The organism is Vibrio limimangrovi, from assembly GCF_054064025.1.
In genome coordinates this window covers 115,626-132,304 of the sequence record NZ_JBSUGF010000007.1, presented here as the reverse complement: position 1 = coordinate 132,304, position 16,679 = coordinate 115,626, and the positions used below count along the sequence as shown (strand labels likewise).

10 protein-coding genes are annotated in these 16,679 nt (G+C 45.5%); 7 read left to right on the top strand and 3 right to left on the bottom strand.

Annotated features, from left to right (window positions below; translation table 11 throughout):
• Position 1: 1 nt before the first annotated feature.
• A complete protein-coding gene (gene putA / locus ACWYU8_RS08400) occupies positions 2-3,163 on the bottom strand; it encodes a bifunctional proline dehydrogenase/L-glutamate gamma-semialdehyde dehydrogenase PutA (RefSeq protein WP_457518840.1) in 3,162 nt (1,053 codons plus the stop codon).
• Positions 3,164-3,547: 384 nt separating this feature from the next.
• A complete protein-coding gene (locus tag ACWYU8_RS08395) occupies positions 3,548-4,357 on the bottom strand; it encodes an AraC family transcriptional regulator (protein ID WP_457518838.1) in 810 nt (269 codons plus the stop codon).
• A gap of 774 nt (positions 4,358-5,131) precedes the next feature.
• On the opposite strand from ACWYU8_RS08395, the gene ACWYU8_RS08390 reads away from it, so the two are divergent.
• Positions 5,132-5,851: a helix-turn-helix transcriptional regulator gene (locus ACWYU8_RS08390; RefSeq protein WP_457518836.1), complete on the top strand. Its 720-nt coding sequence runs from the start codon at positions 5,132-5,134 to the stop codon at positions 5,849-5,851.
• A 67-nt stretch (positions 5,852-5,918) separates the two neighbouring features.
• Here the strand turns inward: ACWYU8_RS08390 and pdxH are convergent, their stop codons facing one another.
• A complete protein-coding gene (gene pdxH, locus ACWYU8_RS08385) occupies positions 5,919-6,554 on the bottom strand; it encodes a pyridoxamine 5'-phosphate oxidase (protein WP_457518834.1) in 636 nt (211 codons plus the stop codon).
• A gap of 281 nt (positions 6,555-6,835) precedes the next feature.
• Here pdxH and ACWYU8_RS08380 point away from each other — a divergent pair, with 281 nt between their 5' ends.
• The 6 genes from ACWYU8_RS08380 to ACWYU8_RS08355 all read left to right on the top strand — a co-directional run bounded on the left by ACWYU8_RS08380 (position 6,836) and on the right by ACWYU8_RS08355 (position 16,317).
• Entirely contained in the window at positions 6,836-8,686 is a 1,851-nt protein-coding gene (locus ACWYU8_RS08380) for a sensor histidine kinase (RefSeq protein WP_457518832.1), read from the top strand.
• Positions 8,679-9,905, top strand: a complete 1,227-nt coding sequence (locus ACWYU8_RS08375) for a sigma-54-dependent transcriptional regulator (protein ID WP_457519564.1) — start codon at positions 8,679-8,681, stop codon at positions 9,903-9,905. The genes ACWYU8_RS08380 and ACWYU8_RS08375 overlap by 8 nt, the downstream gene beginning before the upstream one ends.
• 161 nt (positions 9,906-10,066) lie before the next feature.
• Positions 10,067-11,458, top strand: coding sequence for an HlyD family type I secretion periplasmic adaptor subunit (locus ACWYU8_RS08370; protein WP_457518830.1), 1,392 nt, complete (start codon positions 10,067-10,069; stop codon positions 11,456-11,458).
• Between the two features lie 126 nt (positions 11,459-11,584).
• The gene (locus ACWYU8_RS08365; protein ID WP_457518828.1) at positions 11,585-12,268 is read left to right on the top strand and encodes a transglutaminase-like cysteine peptidase; all 684 of its coding nucleotides are present in this window, start codon (positions 11,585-11,587) and stop codon (positions 12,266-12,268) included.
• Between the two features lie 5 nt (positions 12,269-12,273).
• The gene (locus ACWYU8_RS08360) at positions 12,274-14,187 is read left to right on the top strand and encodes a bifunctional diguanylate cyclase/phosphodiesterase (protein ID WP_457518826.1); all 1,914 of its coding nucleotides are present in this window, start codon (positions 12,274-12,276) and stop codon (positions 14,185-14,187) included.
• 15 nt (positions 14,188-14,202) lie between these two features.
• Positions 14,203-16,317 (top strand): type I secretion system permease/ATPase, encoded by a 2,115-nt coding sequence (locus ACWYU8_RS08355; RefSeq protein ID WP_457518825.1) that lies wholly within the window; start codon positions 14,203-14,205, stop codon positions 16,315-16,317.
• Positions 16,318-16,679 lie beyond the last annotated feature (362 nt).

The window sequence follows — 16,679 nt, the reverse complement described above, 5'->3', positions numbered from 1 at the left end:
CTTATGCGTTATCTGCTTGAGCAATTATTTGTTGAGCAACTGTTCGTTGAGAAAAAGTTTGTTGAGTAAAGCGGTACAGGTAGTGTGGACCACCAGCTTTCGGGCCAGTACCAGACAGTCCCTGACCACCGAATGGCTGAACGCCAACCACCGCACCAACTTGATCTCGGTTGATGTAGCAGTTACCTACTCGTGCGTGTTTTTCAATCCAACGGTATGTCGTTTCGTTACGGCTATGGATCCCCATAGTCAGGCCAAAACCCGTTTGGTTGATCTGCTCTACTACATTTGGTAGCTCTGATGCTTTAAAACGAACAATATGCAGAATCGGGCCAAATTGCTCTTCTTTAAGAACATCGATACCTGAGATTTCGAACGCACTTGGTGACACAAAATCACCGTACTGACACGCTTCATCCAGTTGCAACTCAGCAACTTTAGTTTGCGTCTTGCTCATATGCTCAATGTGAGCCAGGAGTTTTTGCTTCGCATTTTGGTCGATAACCGGACCAACATCGGTTTTGTGCAGATATGGCAAGCCAACATACAGCTCTTTCATCGCACCTTGGATTAGGTTGATGATACGACCTGCTACCTCTTCCTGTACGAACAGTACACGCAGCGCAGAACAGCGCTGACCCGCAGAGGCAAATGCAGAACGAATCACATCACGAACCACCTGCTCAGGCAGAGCAGTACTGTCTACGATCATCGCGTTTTGGCCACCAGTTTCTGCGATAAACGGTACTGGTTTCGCAGTACGCTCTGCCAACGTCACGTTGATACGCTGCGCTGTTGCCGTAGAACCGGTAAATGCCACACCCGCGATCGCATCGTGAGAAGTCAGTGCATGACCAATTTCACCACCACGACCAGGAAGCAACTGAATGGCACCTGCCGGGAAACCGGCCTCTAGCATTAGTTCAATCGCACGAGCTGCGATTAAGCTGGTTTGTTCTGCTGGTTTCGCAACCACAGTGTTACCCGCAACCAATGCCGCTGTAACCTGGCCAAGGAAAATCGCCAGAGGGAAGTTCCATGGGCTAATACAAACAAACACACCCAAACCTTCACGGCTCGAAATACGTTTAACACCATGAAAGCCTTCTAGCTCGAAGGGTTGTAGATTTTGTGCTTGCTTCGCGTAGTAACGACAGAAATCCACCGCTTCACGAACTTCATCGATACTGTCGTGAATCGTCTTACCCGCTTCCTTGTGACAAATAGCCACCAACTCAGCAAGGTTCTCTTCCATTAAGTCAGCAAGCTTATCTAAACACTGCGCTTTCTGCTCAATCGCAGTACCTGTCCACTCAGGGAAAGCATTCTGCGCTGCTTGAATTGCTGCGGAAACATGATCAAGAGTAGCAAAAGCCACTTTACCTGCTTCAATACGGCGATCGTACGGTGCGGTAACGATCTCTGCCACGTTATCCTTGATCATGCTTTCGGCAAAAGACTCACCGTTGATCACAGGGCCTGCCGTCCATTGATTGTTTAGGAAACGTTCAACTTGGGTCTCAAATGGTGTTGCTTCGCTCTCAATATCAATGTTGACGCCGTAGGAGTTCTTACGCTCAGAGAAAATTCCCGATGGCAACGGAATCTTCTCGTTGTTCAGAGTACTGAAGCTCTTCAACATATCCACTGGATGGTGCGTCAACTCATAAATTGGGCAACGAGCATCAACCAGACGGTGTACAAACGAACTGTTCGCACCGTTTTCTAACAGGCGACGAACCAGATAAGGAAGCAGATCCGCATGGCTGCCAACTGGCGCGTAGATTCGCACTGGTTGACCGTACTTAGCCATCACATGGTTATAAAGAGAATCACCCATGCCATGCAGACGCTGGAACTCGTAGTCTTTGTGCTGAGCCATAACCGCAATCGCCGTTACGGTGTGAGCATTGTGACTCGCAAATTGTGGGAAGATATTGCCACGCACACCTTCGCTCAATAGGAAACGAGCACAAGCAAGGTAGGCTACATCCGTCGCTTCTTTACGCGTATAAACTGGGTAGTTTTCGTAGCCCGCTTGTTGAGACCATTTAATTTCGCTATCCCAGTAAGCACCTTTAACCAGACGCAATGGGATAAGATCGCCCTGCTCTTTTGCTAGAGCATTCAGCCACACAAGCACTGGTAGAGCACGTTTTGAGTACGCCTGAACCACAAGACCAAATTTACCCCAGCCTTTCACAAGATCGCTGCGGTAGATTTTCTCAAACAGCTTGAGAGAAAGCTCGAGACGGTCAGCTTCTTCCGCATCGACAGTGATGGCAACGCCGACTTCGATTGCGCGTTTTAGCAACTGCATTAACGTGTCGTACAGTTCGGTCATCACACGTTCTTCATTTGCCACTTCGTAACGAGGGTGCAATGCAGATAGCTTGATGGAAACAGAAGGTGCAGGGCTGGTGTCGTTGCCGTAAGTCTCTCGGCCTACCGCTTCGATCGCCATTAGATAGTCTTTGAAGTATTTGTTCGCATCCGCTGTCGTTAGCGCCGCTTCACCCAACATATCAAATGAGTAGGTAAAGCCTTTGTCGCGCATTGGACGACCATTTTTCTGCGCTTCTTCAATCGTGCGGCCACGAACAAACTGGTGACCCATGATCTTCATTGCCTGATACATGGCTTTGCGGATCACAGGTTCAGAGAATTTGTTTACCAGACGGTTTACAGCCTGACTTGGGCTCTGGCTGCCTTTTTCACCAAGACCAATCACTTTCCCGGTTAACATCAAACCCCATGTGGATGCATTTACAAACACAGAATCCGAGTTTTTCAGGTGAGATTTCCAGTCTGCAACACTTAGCTTGTCTTTGATCAACGCGTCAGCCGTTGCAGAATCAGGAATACGCATCAATGCTTCTGCAAGACACATCAACAAGATACCTTCTTGTGTATCTAAGCTGTATTCCAGCAACAGGGCATCAATCATCTGAATTGACTTCTTATCGGCACGAATGGCTTCGATAAGCTGGGTCGTTTGGATAGTGATCGCCGATTTTTGTTCCTCAGTCGGCGTCGCTAGCGGCAATAATTGCTCTAGCCATTGAGACTCGTCCACCATATACAATGGCGAGATCAGTGACCACAACTTATCAAGCGGCTGCTCAATAAACTCCGGTGTCAACACGTTTGTAGCTGTAAACATGTGTATTCCTCAATCTCACTCCTCGAAAACCGCTTCGAGGATCATCAATGGCTGGCAGTGTATTTTGAGGCCGACAAGAATACTTGTCAAAAACTACGGCATTTTTGCGAAAAACTCGCTTTTATAACAAAACATCCACACAATCACACTCAAATAGATAATATTTTGTGTTGTATCTTTTAATTTATCTGGTTTTTTAACAACAAAAATCAAACGATATCAATAACATTATCCGCTCTTTAACGTCGTTGGTGAGATAACTTAGGAAGGACTAACGATTTAATGCGAAAATTGACTAAAAATTAAGAAGAAATAGATTTTTATCACAAAATTCCCGACACAAGACCATGCTATAAACATGGTCTTAAAAAGAATTTTCTGACTCTACCCAACTTGTTTCTTATATTGAGATGGAGACAAACCCTGTAGGCGAGTAAACGTGTGAGTGAACGTGCTCTGATTCGAGAAGCCGGTAAATTCGGCGATTTGGCCAAGAGAGAGATTGCCCTGCTTAATCAGTTCCCTTGACATGTCGATGCGTTTGCCTAAAACATATTGATGTGGTGTTATGCCCATCTGTTCTTTGAACATACAGTGGAACTGACTTTCACCCAGAAATACTCGCCCAGCGAGCTGTGCGACACTGATCTTGTGGCTCAAATGCTTTTCGATATAGCGATCAATCGCTTCAAGATCAAAACGAGATTCTTTGCGACTGGTTTCAAATGCAGAAATATGGCGCTGCATCAAAGCAATGACCGTATCGTTACACGCTCGGCTGAGCAAAAGATCATCCGGGAAACTGCGCATCTCCTGAACGAGCATCTGGATCAGCTTCTGAATTTGACTATCCAGTTTAAAATACAAATGCGAGCGCTCTAGATTATTGATTTTATCAAGTATTTCCGGATCATCGTTAGTCGGTTTAGGCATATTGAGCACCAGAATATCCGACTGATTTATCACACCACCGAAAGCATGATCAGAGCATGCGGTTACCACGCATCCCTGACCCGGGCCGACTAAATTACCTTGTCCACGGACTTCAAATTCAGCCTGACCTTTTAAGCCAATCACGATCTGCGTGTAAGAATGATCATGGCATTCCATGTAGGATGGGAGCGTGATCAGTTCTGCAGGACGAGGTTGCATACTTTCTTTATATAGCGGGGCTTTCGGGTTAACTGAATCCATCTTTTCACACAATTATCTAAGCATACGGCTTACATCCGGCATGATATACCTTCTCTGGTTGCTTGCAAATCATCCCCTGACCAATTGCACAAGATCAAATCAACATGATCAACGCGTATTTCATGATCATCGTTCCGGAACGATGATCATGCGAGATTAAACTACGGTTAACGGCAAACCAATTTTATTAACAAAAACGGACAGATAGGAACCACCAACCAACTAAGCACTCACGCTTTGCAAAGATCGTTGAGAACCATTCACTGCTTGTTTACTGATAAACGCTGTAGTGGCTTTGTAAAGTCTTGTGCTTCGATCAAATAGAACAAATTGAATCGCCTTTACTTAGAGGGATTTCCCCCCTTACTTATATTCTATTGATTCAATACATTAGTCCGAGAGATTTAGGAAGATACCCCCTGAGTCTCCCGGTATCTTATAGGTACCTCTAATTTACTTAGCAGACCCTCGCTACGTGATTTAGAACCTCTTCTACACGTCAACAAGATTTTGTCTTGTGTTGCCAGCCCGTCTTCAGGCTGGCTTTTTTTTGGTTTATCCAAATGAAAGCAATGGCATAAGCTGATATTATATCGGCCACGTAACGGTATTCTTGCGTCATCCATCACTCAGAGTAATCTTAATCAAGCTGAACTCACTACCAACGCGCCGCGAACTTTTCGAAAGCATGATCAAGGTAGCTCTTGGTGACAATAAACAAAAATCAAAGATGTGAGTTAATTGACTTACAATTTCGCAAGCAAAGAGTCTCTAGTGAATATTCCAATCAATACCATAGAACAGTCACTCCTTCGACAGCTACCAGGTTGTTGGGGATGCAAAGATAAAGATTCCGTATTTCGTTATGTGAATCAGGAATACGCCGAGTTGATAGGCTATGCCACACCTGAAGAGTGTATCGGCAAAACTGACTTTGAGATGCCTAGCCCGACCATAGAGTGTGCTCAAGAATTTCAACGCCAGGATAAATATGTTTTGCAAACAGGCCAATCGTTGAAGATCCTTGATATTCACCCTTATCCTGACGGACGCTGGCGCGCCCATATTTTCACTAAAACCCCTTGGAAAGATGAACAGGGCAATATTCTTGGCACCATCTTTTACGGAAGAGAACTGACCGACACAGCCGTTATCGAAGTGGGTTACTGGGTTTGCCGGGCTGTTGATGTCGCCCCCAATCAGCAATCAATATTCCGTTTTTCAAATCTGAACCCCAAGCCAGAGAAGTTAACCATCCGCGAGCAGGAAACACTCTTTTTGTTACTTTATGGCAAGAAACCACAGTACATTTCTCAGGTTATGGGGATCTCAACCAAAACCGTCGAAGGGCATGTCGCCCGTTTGCGGAATAAATTTCGGGCAAACAGTAAAAATGAGTTGATCGATAAGGCCATGGAAGCGGGATACGGCTCTATCGTACCGAAGACGTTACTCAAACATCAGTTGTCCGTTGTGCTCAACGGTGATCGTTAAGAAGTTCAAAACAAAACACCGCCATATTGGCGGTGTTTCAATATTCTATCGTTCTATTCAGAATCAGTTACGGAGCCAAGCGGTCGATGTCCCACTTACCGTCATGTTGCGAGAACAAGAAGCGATCATGCAGACGGTGCTCGCCACCTTGCCAAAATTCAATGCTTTGAGGTTTAACGCGAAAGCCACCCCAGAATGACGGCACTGGAATTTCACCTTTGGCAAACTTCTGCTTCAGCTCGAGGAACTTTCCTTCCAATACACCACGAGCCGAAATTCGGCTACTTTGCTTACTGGCTATCGCAGCCAATTGGCTCTCTTTAGGGCGAGAAGTGAAGTACTTCATGTTCTCCATCGCGGTAAGCTTTTCCGCAACGCCAGTGATGTGAACTTGTCGTTCTAGTGGATGCCAGGGAAAATGCAAGCTGATGTTGCTATTGTGCTCAAGCTGCTGCGCCTTACGGCTACCTAGGTTGGTATAAAATACAAATCCATTTTGATCGACATTTTTCAGCAGAACAATACGTTGAAACGGCATGCCATTTTCATCCACGGTTGCAACCGTCATCGCCGTAGGATCAGAGAGACCTGCTTCAACAGCTTGCTTCAACCACAAGTTAAATTGATCGATAGGATCAGCTTTTAAATCTTTACGACGCAAACCACCTTTGGTGTATTCACGACGAATATCAGCAAGTTCCATCTTTACTCCTTCACTATTTTTTGTCGATTGTGCTCTCGATAATAAGGAAATACAAGGACATCAATGCTTATGTCTCGTAATCGCTGCACCTCACAGCATCATCAGATACCTTCTGATAATATAAACCTCAAGTGACGTCTAGATGCGTAATCCATGACCTTGTCTCTGCGATTAGACCGAGGCTAAGTAATGATTAAGATTCAACCATCATTGCCGCGTCTGATAACCACAATCACTCTCGTTCCCCGAATAGGGTATACGTTACATCAGGTCAGCCACACGTGAACTTACTCAATCCCAAAGCACTGCGCCACTTTTTATTGCTATTGTTTGCTATCGGTATTACAGGGCTCGCCCTTACCCATCATTACGCAACGGAGTATCAACATGATCAGTGGCAACACAAACTCGAAAACCAAGCATCACTGGTATCGCAAGAAGTCGATTACGAGCTGGCTAAGTTTGAGCAAATTCCCAACCTTTTGAGTCATGATCCACGCTTATTACAAGCAGTGGAACAAGGAACGCCTTCAGATGACCTCAATCAGTTGCTGGCCAACTGGCTAAAACAAAGCTTAGCGGACACGATTTATGTCCAAGACAGTACCGGATTAGTCATTGCATCAAGCAACTACCAGCAATCCGATTCTTTTGTCGGTTCCAATTTTAGTTTTCGTCCCTATTTTCAACATGCCAAACGCGGTGAAACATCACAATATGTGGGATTGGGTGTGCGATCCAATAAACGCGGTTACTTTTTTTCTTCACCGCTTTGGGCTAATGAAAAGGTCTTGGGGGTTATTACTGTCAAAGTAAACCTGGAACAGCTGGAGCAGCGTCTGGCTCAAAACGGCACGGACGTACTGATCGCGGACAAGCATAACGTCGTGTTCATGAGTAACTTGTCGGAATGGCGCTATAAAGCCCTGTTTCCTTTGTCTGCAGCAGCCATCTACCAGCTCACGCAAACCAGACAATATGGCGATACACTACCGGAATATAACGGCGAGATTACCGTACAGAGCCATGCATCTGACTTTTCTGATAATCAACTTTTGATATCGCCAAATTACCTTGCCTATGCCACTCAATTGCTGGACAAAGGCTTTCGTGTCATCGCTCTAATCCCTCAAAATACAGTTCTGGCTGCAGTTATTCAGGCTGATGTCGTTTATTTGATTTTGTACGCTCTGATCGCTTTGATAGCGCTCGCCTGGTTTCAAATGCTGGTAAACAAAGCCAGTCTGGCCAACCTCAATGTCAGTTTGGAAGAAAAAGTGGTGCAAAGAACGGTTGTATTGAGCGAAGCCAACCACAAGCTGCAACAAACCATTCGCCAGTATGAACTAAGCCAGCAACAGCTAAAACAAACACAGCAGGAACTGACACAAGCGGCAAAACTGGCGTTATTAGGAGAGCTGTCCGCCAGCATCAATCACGAGATAAACCAACCCCTCGCGGCATTAAGAACTTACACCGAGAATTCGCAGCGTTTACTGAGCATGGAACGCTACCCAATGGTTGCAGACAATTTAGACAAAATGCTGTTATTAAATGACACCATTTCAGAAGTGATTGCACGACTCAAAGTCTTTACTCGCAAAACGGAGAACAATCCTCACAATGAAGTGTCGATACTGCACGACGCGGTGCACAACGCCACCAGCATATTAAGCAGTAAGTTGATCAAGCAGGGCGTCACATTGAAAGTCCCCGATATTGATCGCAGTTTGAGATTGGCCATTCACAGTGTTGAGTTAGAGCAAGTATTGATTAATATCTTTCACAATGCGGCGCAGGCAATGGATGGATACGGTATTGATCCGCAAATATCCATCGCCGTTCAATGTGATGACACTAACTGCGACATTCTCATCTCCGATAATGGTCCAGGCATGTCCGACAAGGCATTAGCCCAAGTTTTTGACCCATTTTTCACTACCAAACCAGAAGGATTGGGGCTCGGTTTGACCATCTCGAAACGTATTTTAGAAAGCTATCAAGGATCACTTAGTGCATTCAATCATCAAAGCAGCCAGTCGAACAAGACCGGAGGAATGACCTTTGTGGTGACCATACCTATGGCAAATCAGTACAAACCCAACCAAATAATGGAAAACGATGATGCATAACTCAGTCTTCTTCGTCGATGATGAACCCCACATTCGTGATGCAGTAGCTCAGGCTCTGCTTATCGAAGGTATCGAAGTCACCTGCTTTCCCAATGCGGTGGAAGCTTTACGCGTGATCGACCCCAACGCCCCTGCTATTGTCATCACGGATATCCATATGCCCGTCATGGATGGTCTGGAGTTTATGCGCACATTACGGAACAAGAATAACCACTTTCAATTTATTGTGTTAACGGGACACGGAGATGTAAAAACGGCCGTCGAAGCAATGAAGAGTGGTGCGTACGATTTCCTAGAAAAGCCGTTTTCAACGGAGCAACTGATGAAATCGCTCAATAACGCTGGCGACAAACTGAATCTCTTGCAAGAAAATATTTGGCTGAAGAAAGAGCTCGACATGCAAACTCATGTTGGCCCTAAAATGATCGGCCACAGTAAATCCATGGTCAATATTCGTCGCTTACTCATCAGCGCACCAACCAGCCAGCCATTAATATTCGTCGGCCAGGAAGGCACCGGCCGCAGACTTGCGACACAATTTGCTCATGATATACATGCGACAGCCGATAGCGAATTGATAGCGGCATCGGGAGAAGATCTATACGAGCTCTCTGTAGAAGCTTTGGACAAAACCATTCACCATTTAACGGATGGCAAAAGCCACTGTAGCCTGTATTTGCATAGTGCCGAGAACATCTCTATGGAGCAATGGCAACGTGTGTTTGCGCACCCCAAACTAGAACGCGTCTTCGGGGCGGTCACCAAAGTAGAGCCTGGCGTAAAAGCCATCGCCACGCTGATTCACTTACCTCCACTGGATGAACGAAAAGAAGATATTGGTCCACTGTACAAACACTTCGTGCGACATGCGGCAAGTCGTTACCAACTTCAGCCTCCGCATATCAGTTTGGATGAAGTAAAACGTATCTCGGAATTATCCTGGCCAGAAAACATCACTCAACTGCGTCAATTTGCTGAACTACGAGCACTCAGATCCGATACATTTCGCATGGAAGATTGGAACAGTGAAAAAAGCATCGAAATTCAGAGTATGACGCAACGCACAGAACACTTTGAATACTGCCTATTATTTGATGCTTTGCAACGGCACAGAGGCAGACTCAAAGAGGTTCAACTAGAATTACAGGTATCACGCAAGACCTTGTACGATAAACTAAAAAAACATCAGTTGGATAAATCAAAGTTCAAAGCACAATAAAGAGCATATCACCGCCAGTGCCACGAGAAATGACGACAGAAAGTTAGGTGATAACAAGGGGAGCATTTTCCCTCTTCACCGTTTATCTCTATACAAGCAAGAATAAACGGATTACAACAACAAGATTAAGATATAACCAGCCATTATGATCAGGGAATGTGATGAGCCGAGATAATTACAGCAAACTCAGCGCTGAGGAATTGGATTTCGTCGACGATAAAACCGCCGCTTTGCTTCTTAATACCCCCAATAGTGCACGTTTTATGCTATGGGTGATGGTGTTGTTTTTTGTCGCCGCCATAGGTTGGGCGTCTTGGGCAAAAATCGATAAGGTAACCGTTGGTCAAGGCAAAGTTATTCCCTCATCACAGATTCAGGTGGTACAAAACCTCGAAGGCGGTTTAGTCAAAGAAATTTTGGTGAGAGAAGGCCAACTGGTCGAAAAAGGCCAGCAACTGCTGCTCATCGACGACACCCGATTTCGCTCCGACTTTCGGGAACGTGAACAACAAGTCGCGAACTTAACTGCCTCCGTGTTGCAACTTTCCGCGTCAATCAACAGCGTAGAGGTCAATCGCGATTTTGATCCTAATAATTGGCGGCAGAGCGTCGTTCTGGATTACGGCAAACTCACGTTTCCACCAACATTAGAAGAAAATCAACCACAACTGACTCAACGTCAAAAAGCCCTATACCGTGAAGACTTAGACAATTTGCGTAACCAGCTTTCCGTTGTTGATCAACAAGTTCAGCAAAAGCAGCAAGATCTCGTCGAGATAGAGGCAAGGGTGCGCAACCTGCGTCAAAGCTACCAATACGCAAGGAAAGAACTTGAGATTACCCAACCTTTGGCAGATGAAGGCGTCGTACCTCGCATTGAACTTTTGAAGCTACAACGTCAGGTCAACGATACGCGTCGTGAAATGACCTCCAGTGAGCTAAAAATTCCCGTGCTCAAATCCGCGCTAAGAGAAGCGATGTTAAAACGAATCGACGCCGCGTTATCATTTCGCTCCGAGCAGCAAGAGAAACTGAACAATGCTCAAGATCAGCTTTCAGAATTAGTAGAATCCGCTGTTGGCCTGGAAGACAGAGTTAATCGTACGGTCGTCAACTCCCCCGTGACTGGCAAAATCAAAACGCTTTACGTCAATACAGTAGGAGGAGTTATTCAACCAGGAATGGACATAGTAGAGATTGTTCCAACGGAAGATACCTTACTTGTTGAAGCCAAAATAGCGCCAAAAGACATCGCCTTTCTGCGTCCTAACTTACATGCAATCGTGAAGTTTAGCGCTTACGACTTTACTAAATACGGCGGTTTAGAGGGAGAACTGGAACACATCAGCGCAGATACTACACAAGATGACGAAGGCAATAGTTTTTATATCGTGCGTGTACGCACAGAAAAAACCAATTTTGGTCAGGATGCCGATTTGCCCATTATTCCAGGGATGACAGCATCGGTGGATATCATCACAGGGAAAAGAACGGTTTTGGAGTACCTGCTTGAACCTATCTTAAAAGCCAAAACCAACTCTTTGAAGGAGTAGACGGCACCGGGCACTCGCAGTTCTTACTGAATTCATCACGGTAGAGTTTGTAAGTTGTTAAATAAAAAGTAATTATTTCTCACAGACGAACTCACTATAAGAGTACACTTGTGACGTAAATCTAATATGCAACCCATCTTCATACGTAAAGTCACATTACTATTTTGCTTAAGTTGTCTTTCGCTCCAAAGTAGCGCGTTAAACAAAGAAGAGCAGCAATGGGTCGATAAAGTCACGGCAGTGTACGGCCAGCGAGCAGGAGTGCGTGTCAGTACGTGGAGAAATACGCTAACTCAACTAAGCAATGTGGATACGCGAGAGAAACTCTCGGGTGTTAACCGCTTTTTTAATCAGCTGTATTTCGTTGACGATAGAAGGCTATGGGGGCAAGCGGACTATTGGGCAACGCCTCTCGAATTCTTAGGCAGTAATGCAGGAGACTGTGAAGATTTCACCATTGCGAAGTATTTCTCATTACTCGAATTGGGAATACCTGACTCTAAGATGCGTTTGGTATACGTTAAAGCAATAGAATTAAATCAGTTTCATATGGTATTAGCCTACTACCCAACTGCAAGTTCAGAGCCGCTGATACTCGACAATCTCAATCCAGAAATTGTTCAAGCCTCCAAGCGCCACGACTTGCTACCGATTTACAGTTTTAATGGTACAAACCTGTGGTTGATTAAATCTGCCGCTGGAAGTGGGGAACTGGCAGGCAAATCCTCACGTTTGAGCCTTTGGAATGACTTACGCTCGCGCGAACGTAAGTTGCAATTAAAAAAACCTAAAATTAACTATGACGAGTGAAAAACATGACCCTATATAAGAAGCTAGTAGTGGGAATGGTTACGGTCTTTATACTCTTGATGGCATCAGTATTCGTAATCGAATTCAATACTACTCGAACCAGCCTGGAGCAACAGCAGCGTTCAGAGGTCAACAACACTATTAATACCGTGGGACTGGCGTTAGCACCTTATCTAAAAGACAAAGATAAGGTGGCCGTTGAGTCGGTGATCAACGCATTGTTTGATGGCAGTACCTACTCGGTTGTCCGTCTGACATCGCTCGATTCTGATTACCAGATAGTGCGCTCTTACCCAATCAAACCAAGCAGCGTGCCGCAATGGTTTATAAACTTAAACCTGTTTAAAGCGATTCATGACAAACGTGTGGTCACAAGCGGATGGATGCAACTCGCCGAAGTAGAAATTATCAGCCACCCAGGCGCGGCGTACGAACAGCTCTGGAAGGGTTTCATTGGGCTATTGTCCGCGTTCAGCCTGCTCTTTTTAGCGGGACTCATTGCCATTTCATACATTTTGCGTCGTTCGTTGAGACCGCTGGCGGCAATCGTGAACAAGATGCAAGACATCGCGAATAATCAGTTCGGTGAGCCACTCACTCGCCCTAAGACCAAAGACCTGATTGCAGTTGTCGATGGCATCAATACGATGTCAGCGCAAATTGAGCTGTCATTTAAAGAACAGGCTAAAGAAGCACAACGTTTAAGAGCTCAGGCTTACCTCGATCCTATTTCCAAATTAGGCAATCGCTCGTTCTACATGAACCAGGTGGATCAATGGCTGGCCGAGGAAACGCAAGGGGGTATCGCGCTACTCCATGCCGAATACATTGGTGACATTTACGAGACCAAAGACTACCAACGTGCTGATGCCCACGTGAAAGAACTCGCTCTGCGACTTAAAAATACTATTGATGTTCCGGGAGCAACGATTGCTCGTCTTTCCAGTGATGAATTCGGTCTGCTTTTCCCACATATGGATGAAAGCGAACTACGCATTATGGCTGACAGTATCGTCAACTGTGTAAATGGGTTAAACACAGACCCGACAGGGCTCGCTAAACCGAAAGCGGCACTGGGTGTTGCTCACAGCAAAGAGCAGAAAACGCACTCTGAAATCCTCTCTATGGTCGATAACGCGCTATCCAAAGCGAAAGCCGAGCCGGATAAGCCTTATGGTTTTATCGGCAGCGATACGCCATCGAACCTAATGGGTAAACAGCAATGGAAAGCATTGGTCGAAGAAGCGATTCACAGTGACTGGGTTCATTTCCGATTCCAGGCAGCCAAGAATGCTTGGGGTAAAGTTTTCCATAGCGAGGTCTTTTCTAGCATTGAAAAAGAGGGGGAGACCTACCGCGCGAACCAATACTTGTTTGCCCTGGAACAGTTAGAAGCCACCAATATTTTTGATCAATACGTCATCGAATCCATAATCAACATGTTAGAGCGTGAAGAACTGACGGATCCTGTCGCGATCAACATTGCTCAGAGCAGCTTGTCGCAGCCTTCATTTATTCGTTGGACCACGAGTATGCTGGAAAAACACGCAAAGGTCGCATCTAAGCTACACTTTGAGATTCCGGAAGAATGCTTTATTGAGCATCCTCACCACACGGCTCTGCTGTGTAATGCCATCCGCCAAGCTGGCGCGATATTCGGTGTCGATAACTACGGACGCAATTTCCAATCTTTGGAATACATTCAAGAGTTCCGTCCAAACTACGTGAAACTCGATTACTTGTTTACTCACAATTTGCACGACGAAAAACAGAAATTTACGCTCACGTCGATATCTCGCACCGCACATAACTTGGGGATTACGACAGTGGCATCCCGTATTGAAACTCAAATCCAGTTGGATTTCCTCGCAGAACATTTTGTTGAGGTATTCCAAGGATTCATCGTCGACAAAGAATAGAAAGGTTTAACTACGATGAAAGACCCGTTGCTGAATTCGCTCATCTACGTTAGCCGTTATTATGGGTTAGCGAACTCTCCGGAAGCTCTCGTTAACGGCCTTCCGTTGTCAGAAGGCAAGCTAACTCCCTTCCTGCTGCCCAGAGCGGCGGAAAGAGCTGGACTCGTTGCCAAAGAAAACCGTGGAGATCTGCAAAACATCTCCAGTCTCATTCTTCCGGCAATATTAGTGCTCAAAGGTGGAGACTCCTGCGTTCTTAATAGCTTCAATGTCGAAGCACAAGAGGCAGAAATCACCACCCTAGAGAGCGGTATGGTACCCATTACCATCGCATTATCAGACTTACTCGAACAATATGCGGGTCGTTACTTCTTAGTTAAAAAGCAATTTCGTTTTGATGAACGTTCCCCCGAAGTGCTTAAAACCAAAGAAGGTCACTGGTTTTGGTCAACCATATGGCAGTCAAAACGTATTTATCGCGATGTTTTTATCGCTTCACTACTGATCAATATTTTTGCGATTGCTGCCCCTATGTTCACTCGTCTGGTTTATGACAAGGTGGTACCAAACCTTGCGTTTGAAACATTATGGGTACTGGCAAGTGGTGTATTTGTCGTCTTCCTGTTCGACTTCATTCTCAAAACTCTAAGAAACTATTTCATTGATGTTGCGGGTAAAAAGTCAGACATTCTTATCTCTTCTAAGCTGTTCAGCAAAGTAATGGGGATCAGAATGGAGTCCAAGCCGCCTTCCGTTGGTGCTTTTGCACGTCATCTACAAGAGTTTGAATCCATTCGTGAGTTTTTTACTTCGGCAACGATAAGTGCTCTTATTGACTTGCCTTTCGCCATACTATTCTTAGTGATTATTTGGCTCATGACGGGGAATCTCGTCTTCGTACCTGTGGTCGGTGTGATCATTTTGATTATCCACTCACTGTTGATTCAAAAACCACTGAAACGATCTATCGAAGAAGGGTCTCGACTTGCTTCTCAGAAATATGCCAATTTAATCGAAAGCCTCGCCGGGTTGGAAACGGTAAAAATGCTTAGCGCACAGAGCCAGTTCCAATATCGTTGGGAAGAAGCGGTTGCGCACATGGCAAACTGGAACATCAAAAGCCGCCGTATTACAGACAGCATCCAGAACGCCGCAAGTTTTGTCCAACAAAGTAGTAATGTCGGAATGATCATTCTCGGTGTGTATTTGATTGCGGAAGGAGAACTCACTATGGGTGGGTTAATCGCCGCGACGATGCTGAGTGGCCGCGCGATCAGCCCGATGATTCAGTTGTCTTTACTATCAACACGCTATAATCAGGCTAAATCGTCCATGACCATTATTAATCAGGTGATGGAAATGCCTGATGAACAGGCAGAAGGAAAACGTTACATTCATCGACCTATTGTGCAGGGCAAAATTGAGCTCGAACGCGTGACCTTCTACTACCCTAATTCTCCCGTCGCATCGATTCGTGATTTGAGCCTGACCATTAATCCCGGAGAAAAAGTCGCCATCATTGGCCGTATTGGTTCGGGTAAAACGACGTTAGAGCGTCTGATTATGGGCTTATACCAACCGACTGAGGGACACGTTCGCATTGATGATACCGATATCGCACAGCTTCATCACGTCGATATTCGTCGTAATATCGGCTGCGTACCGCAGGATCCAAACCTGTTTTTTGGATCTATCCGCGACAACATCACTCTGGGACGACCTTTAACCGATGATCGCGATGTCATGGATGCCGCCAACCGTGCAGGTGTCACCGCATTTACGCAATCTGATCCTGCGGGCTTAGAGCGCCAGGTAGGTGAAGGTGGAGCAATGCTATCGGGAGGCCAGCGTCAAGCAGTAACCATTGCTCGGGCGCTGTTAGGCAGACCACCTGTGCTGCTGATGGATGAGCCAACCAGTGCTATGGATAATCGCTCGGAAATGCACATCAAGCATCAACTGTCGCAACTCAAGCCGAGTGAAACATTAATTTTTATCACCCACAAAACAGCCATGCTTGATATTGTCGACCGCATCATCGTGATGGAAAAAGGCAGCATCATCGCTGACGGGCCAAAGGCACAAGTGTTGAACGACTTAAAACAAGGTAAAGTACGCGCAGTCAGTTGACGAACACTAAGTGTATCAATCTAGCCCCGTGAAAACGGGGTTAATTTCATCTGAACCCTAAATAGTTAAACTCTTCTAAGAATACCCATATAAGCACTAAACCCACGATCACAACCAGTATCATGATCGCCTTTTCATCTTCTTCCATCCCACCCATGTGATTCCAAACCTCGGCTTGTGATGTTGGTAATATCGCGCCTCTTTAGATATAGAAGCGTTACAGTTATCACCTTTAGCTTAGCAGGATAGAAACCCAGCGATGCTTCCAGGATGCGTTTCATTTGGTGCAATTTCAGATATGAGAGACTGGTCAAGTATCATCCAGCGCCCTTGTGAAACTGGCATGAGTTAAAAAATTGTGA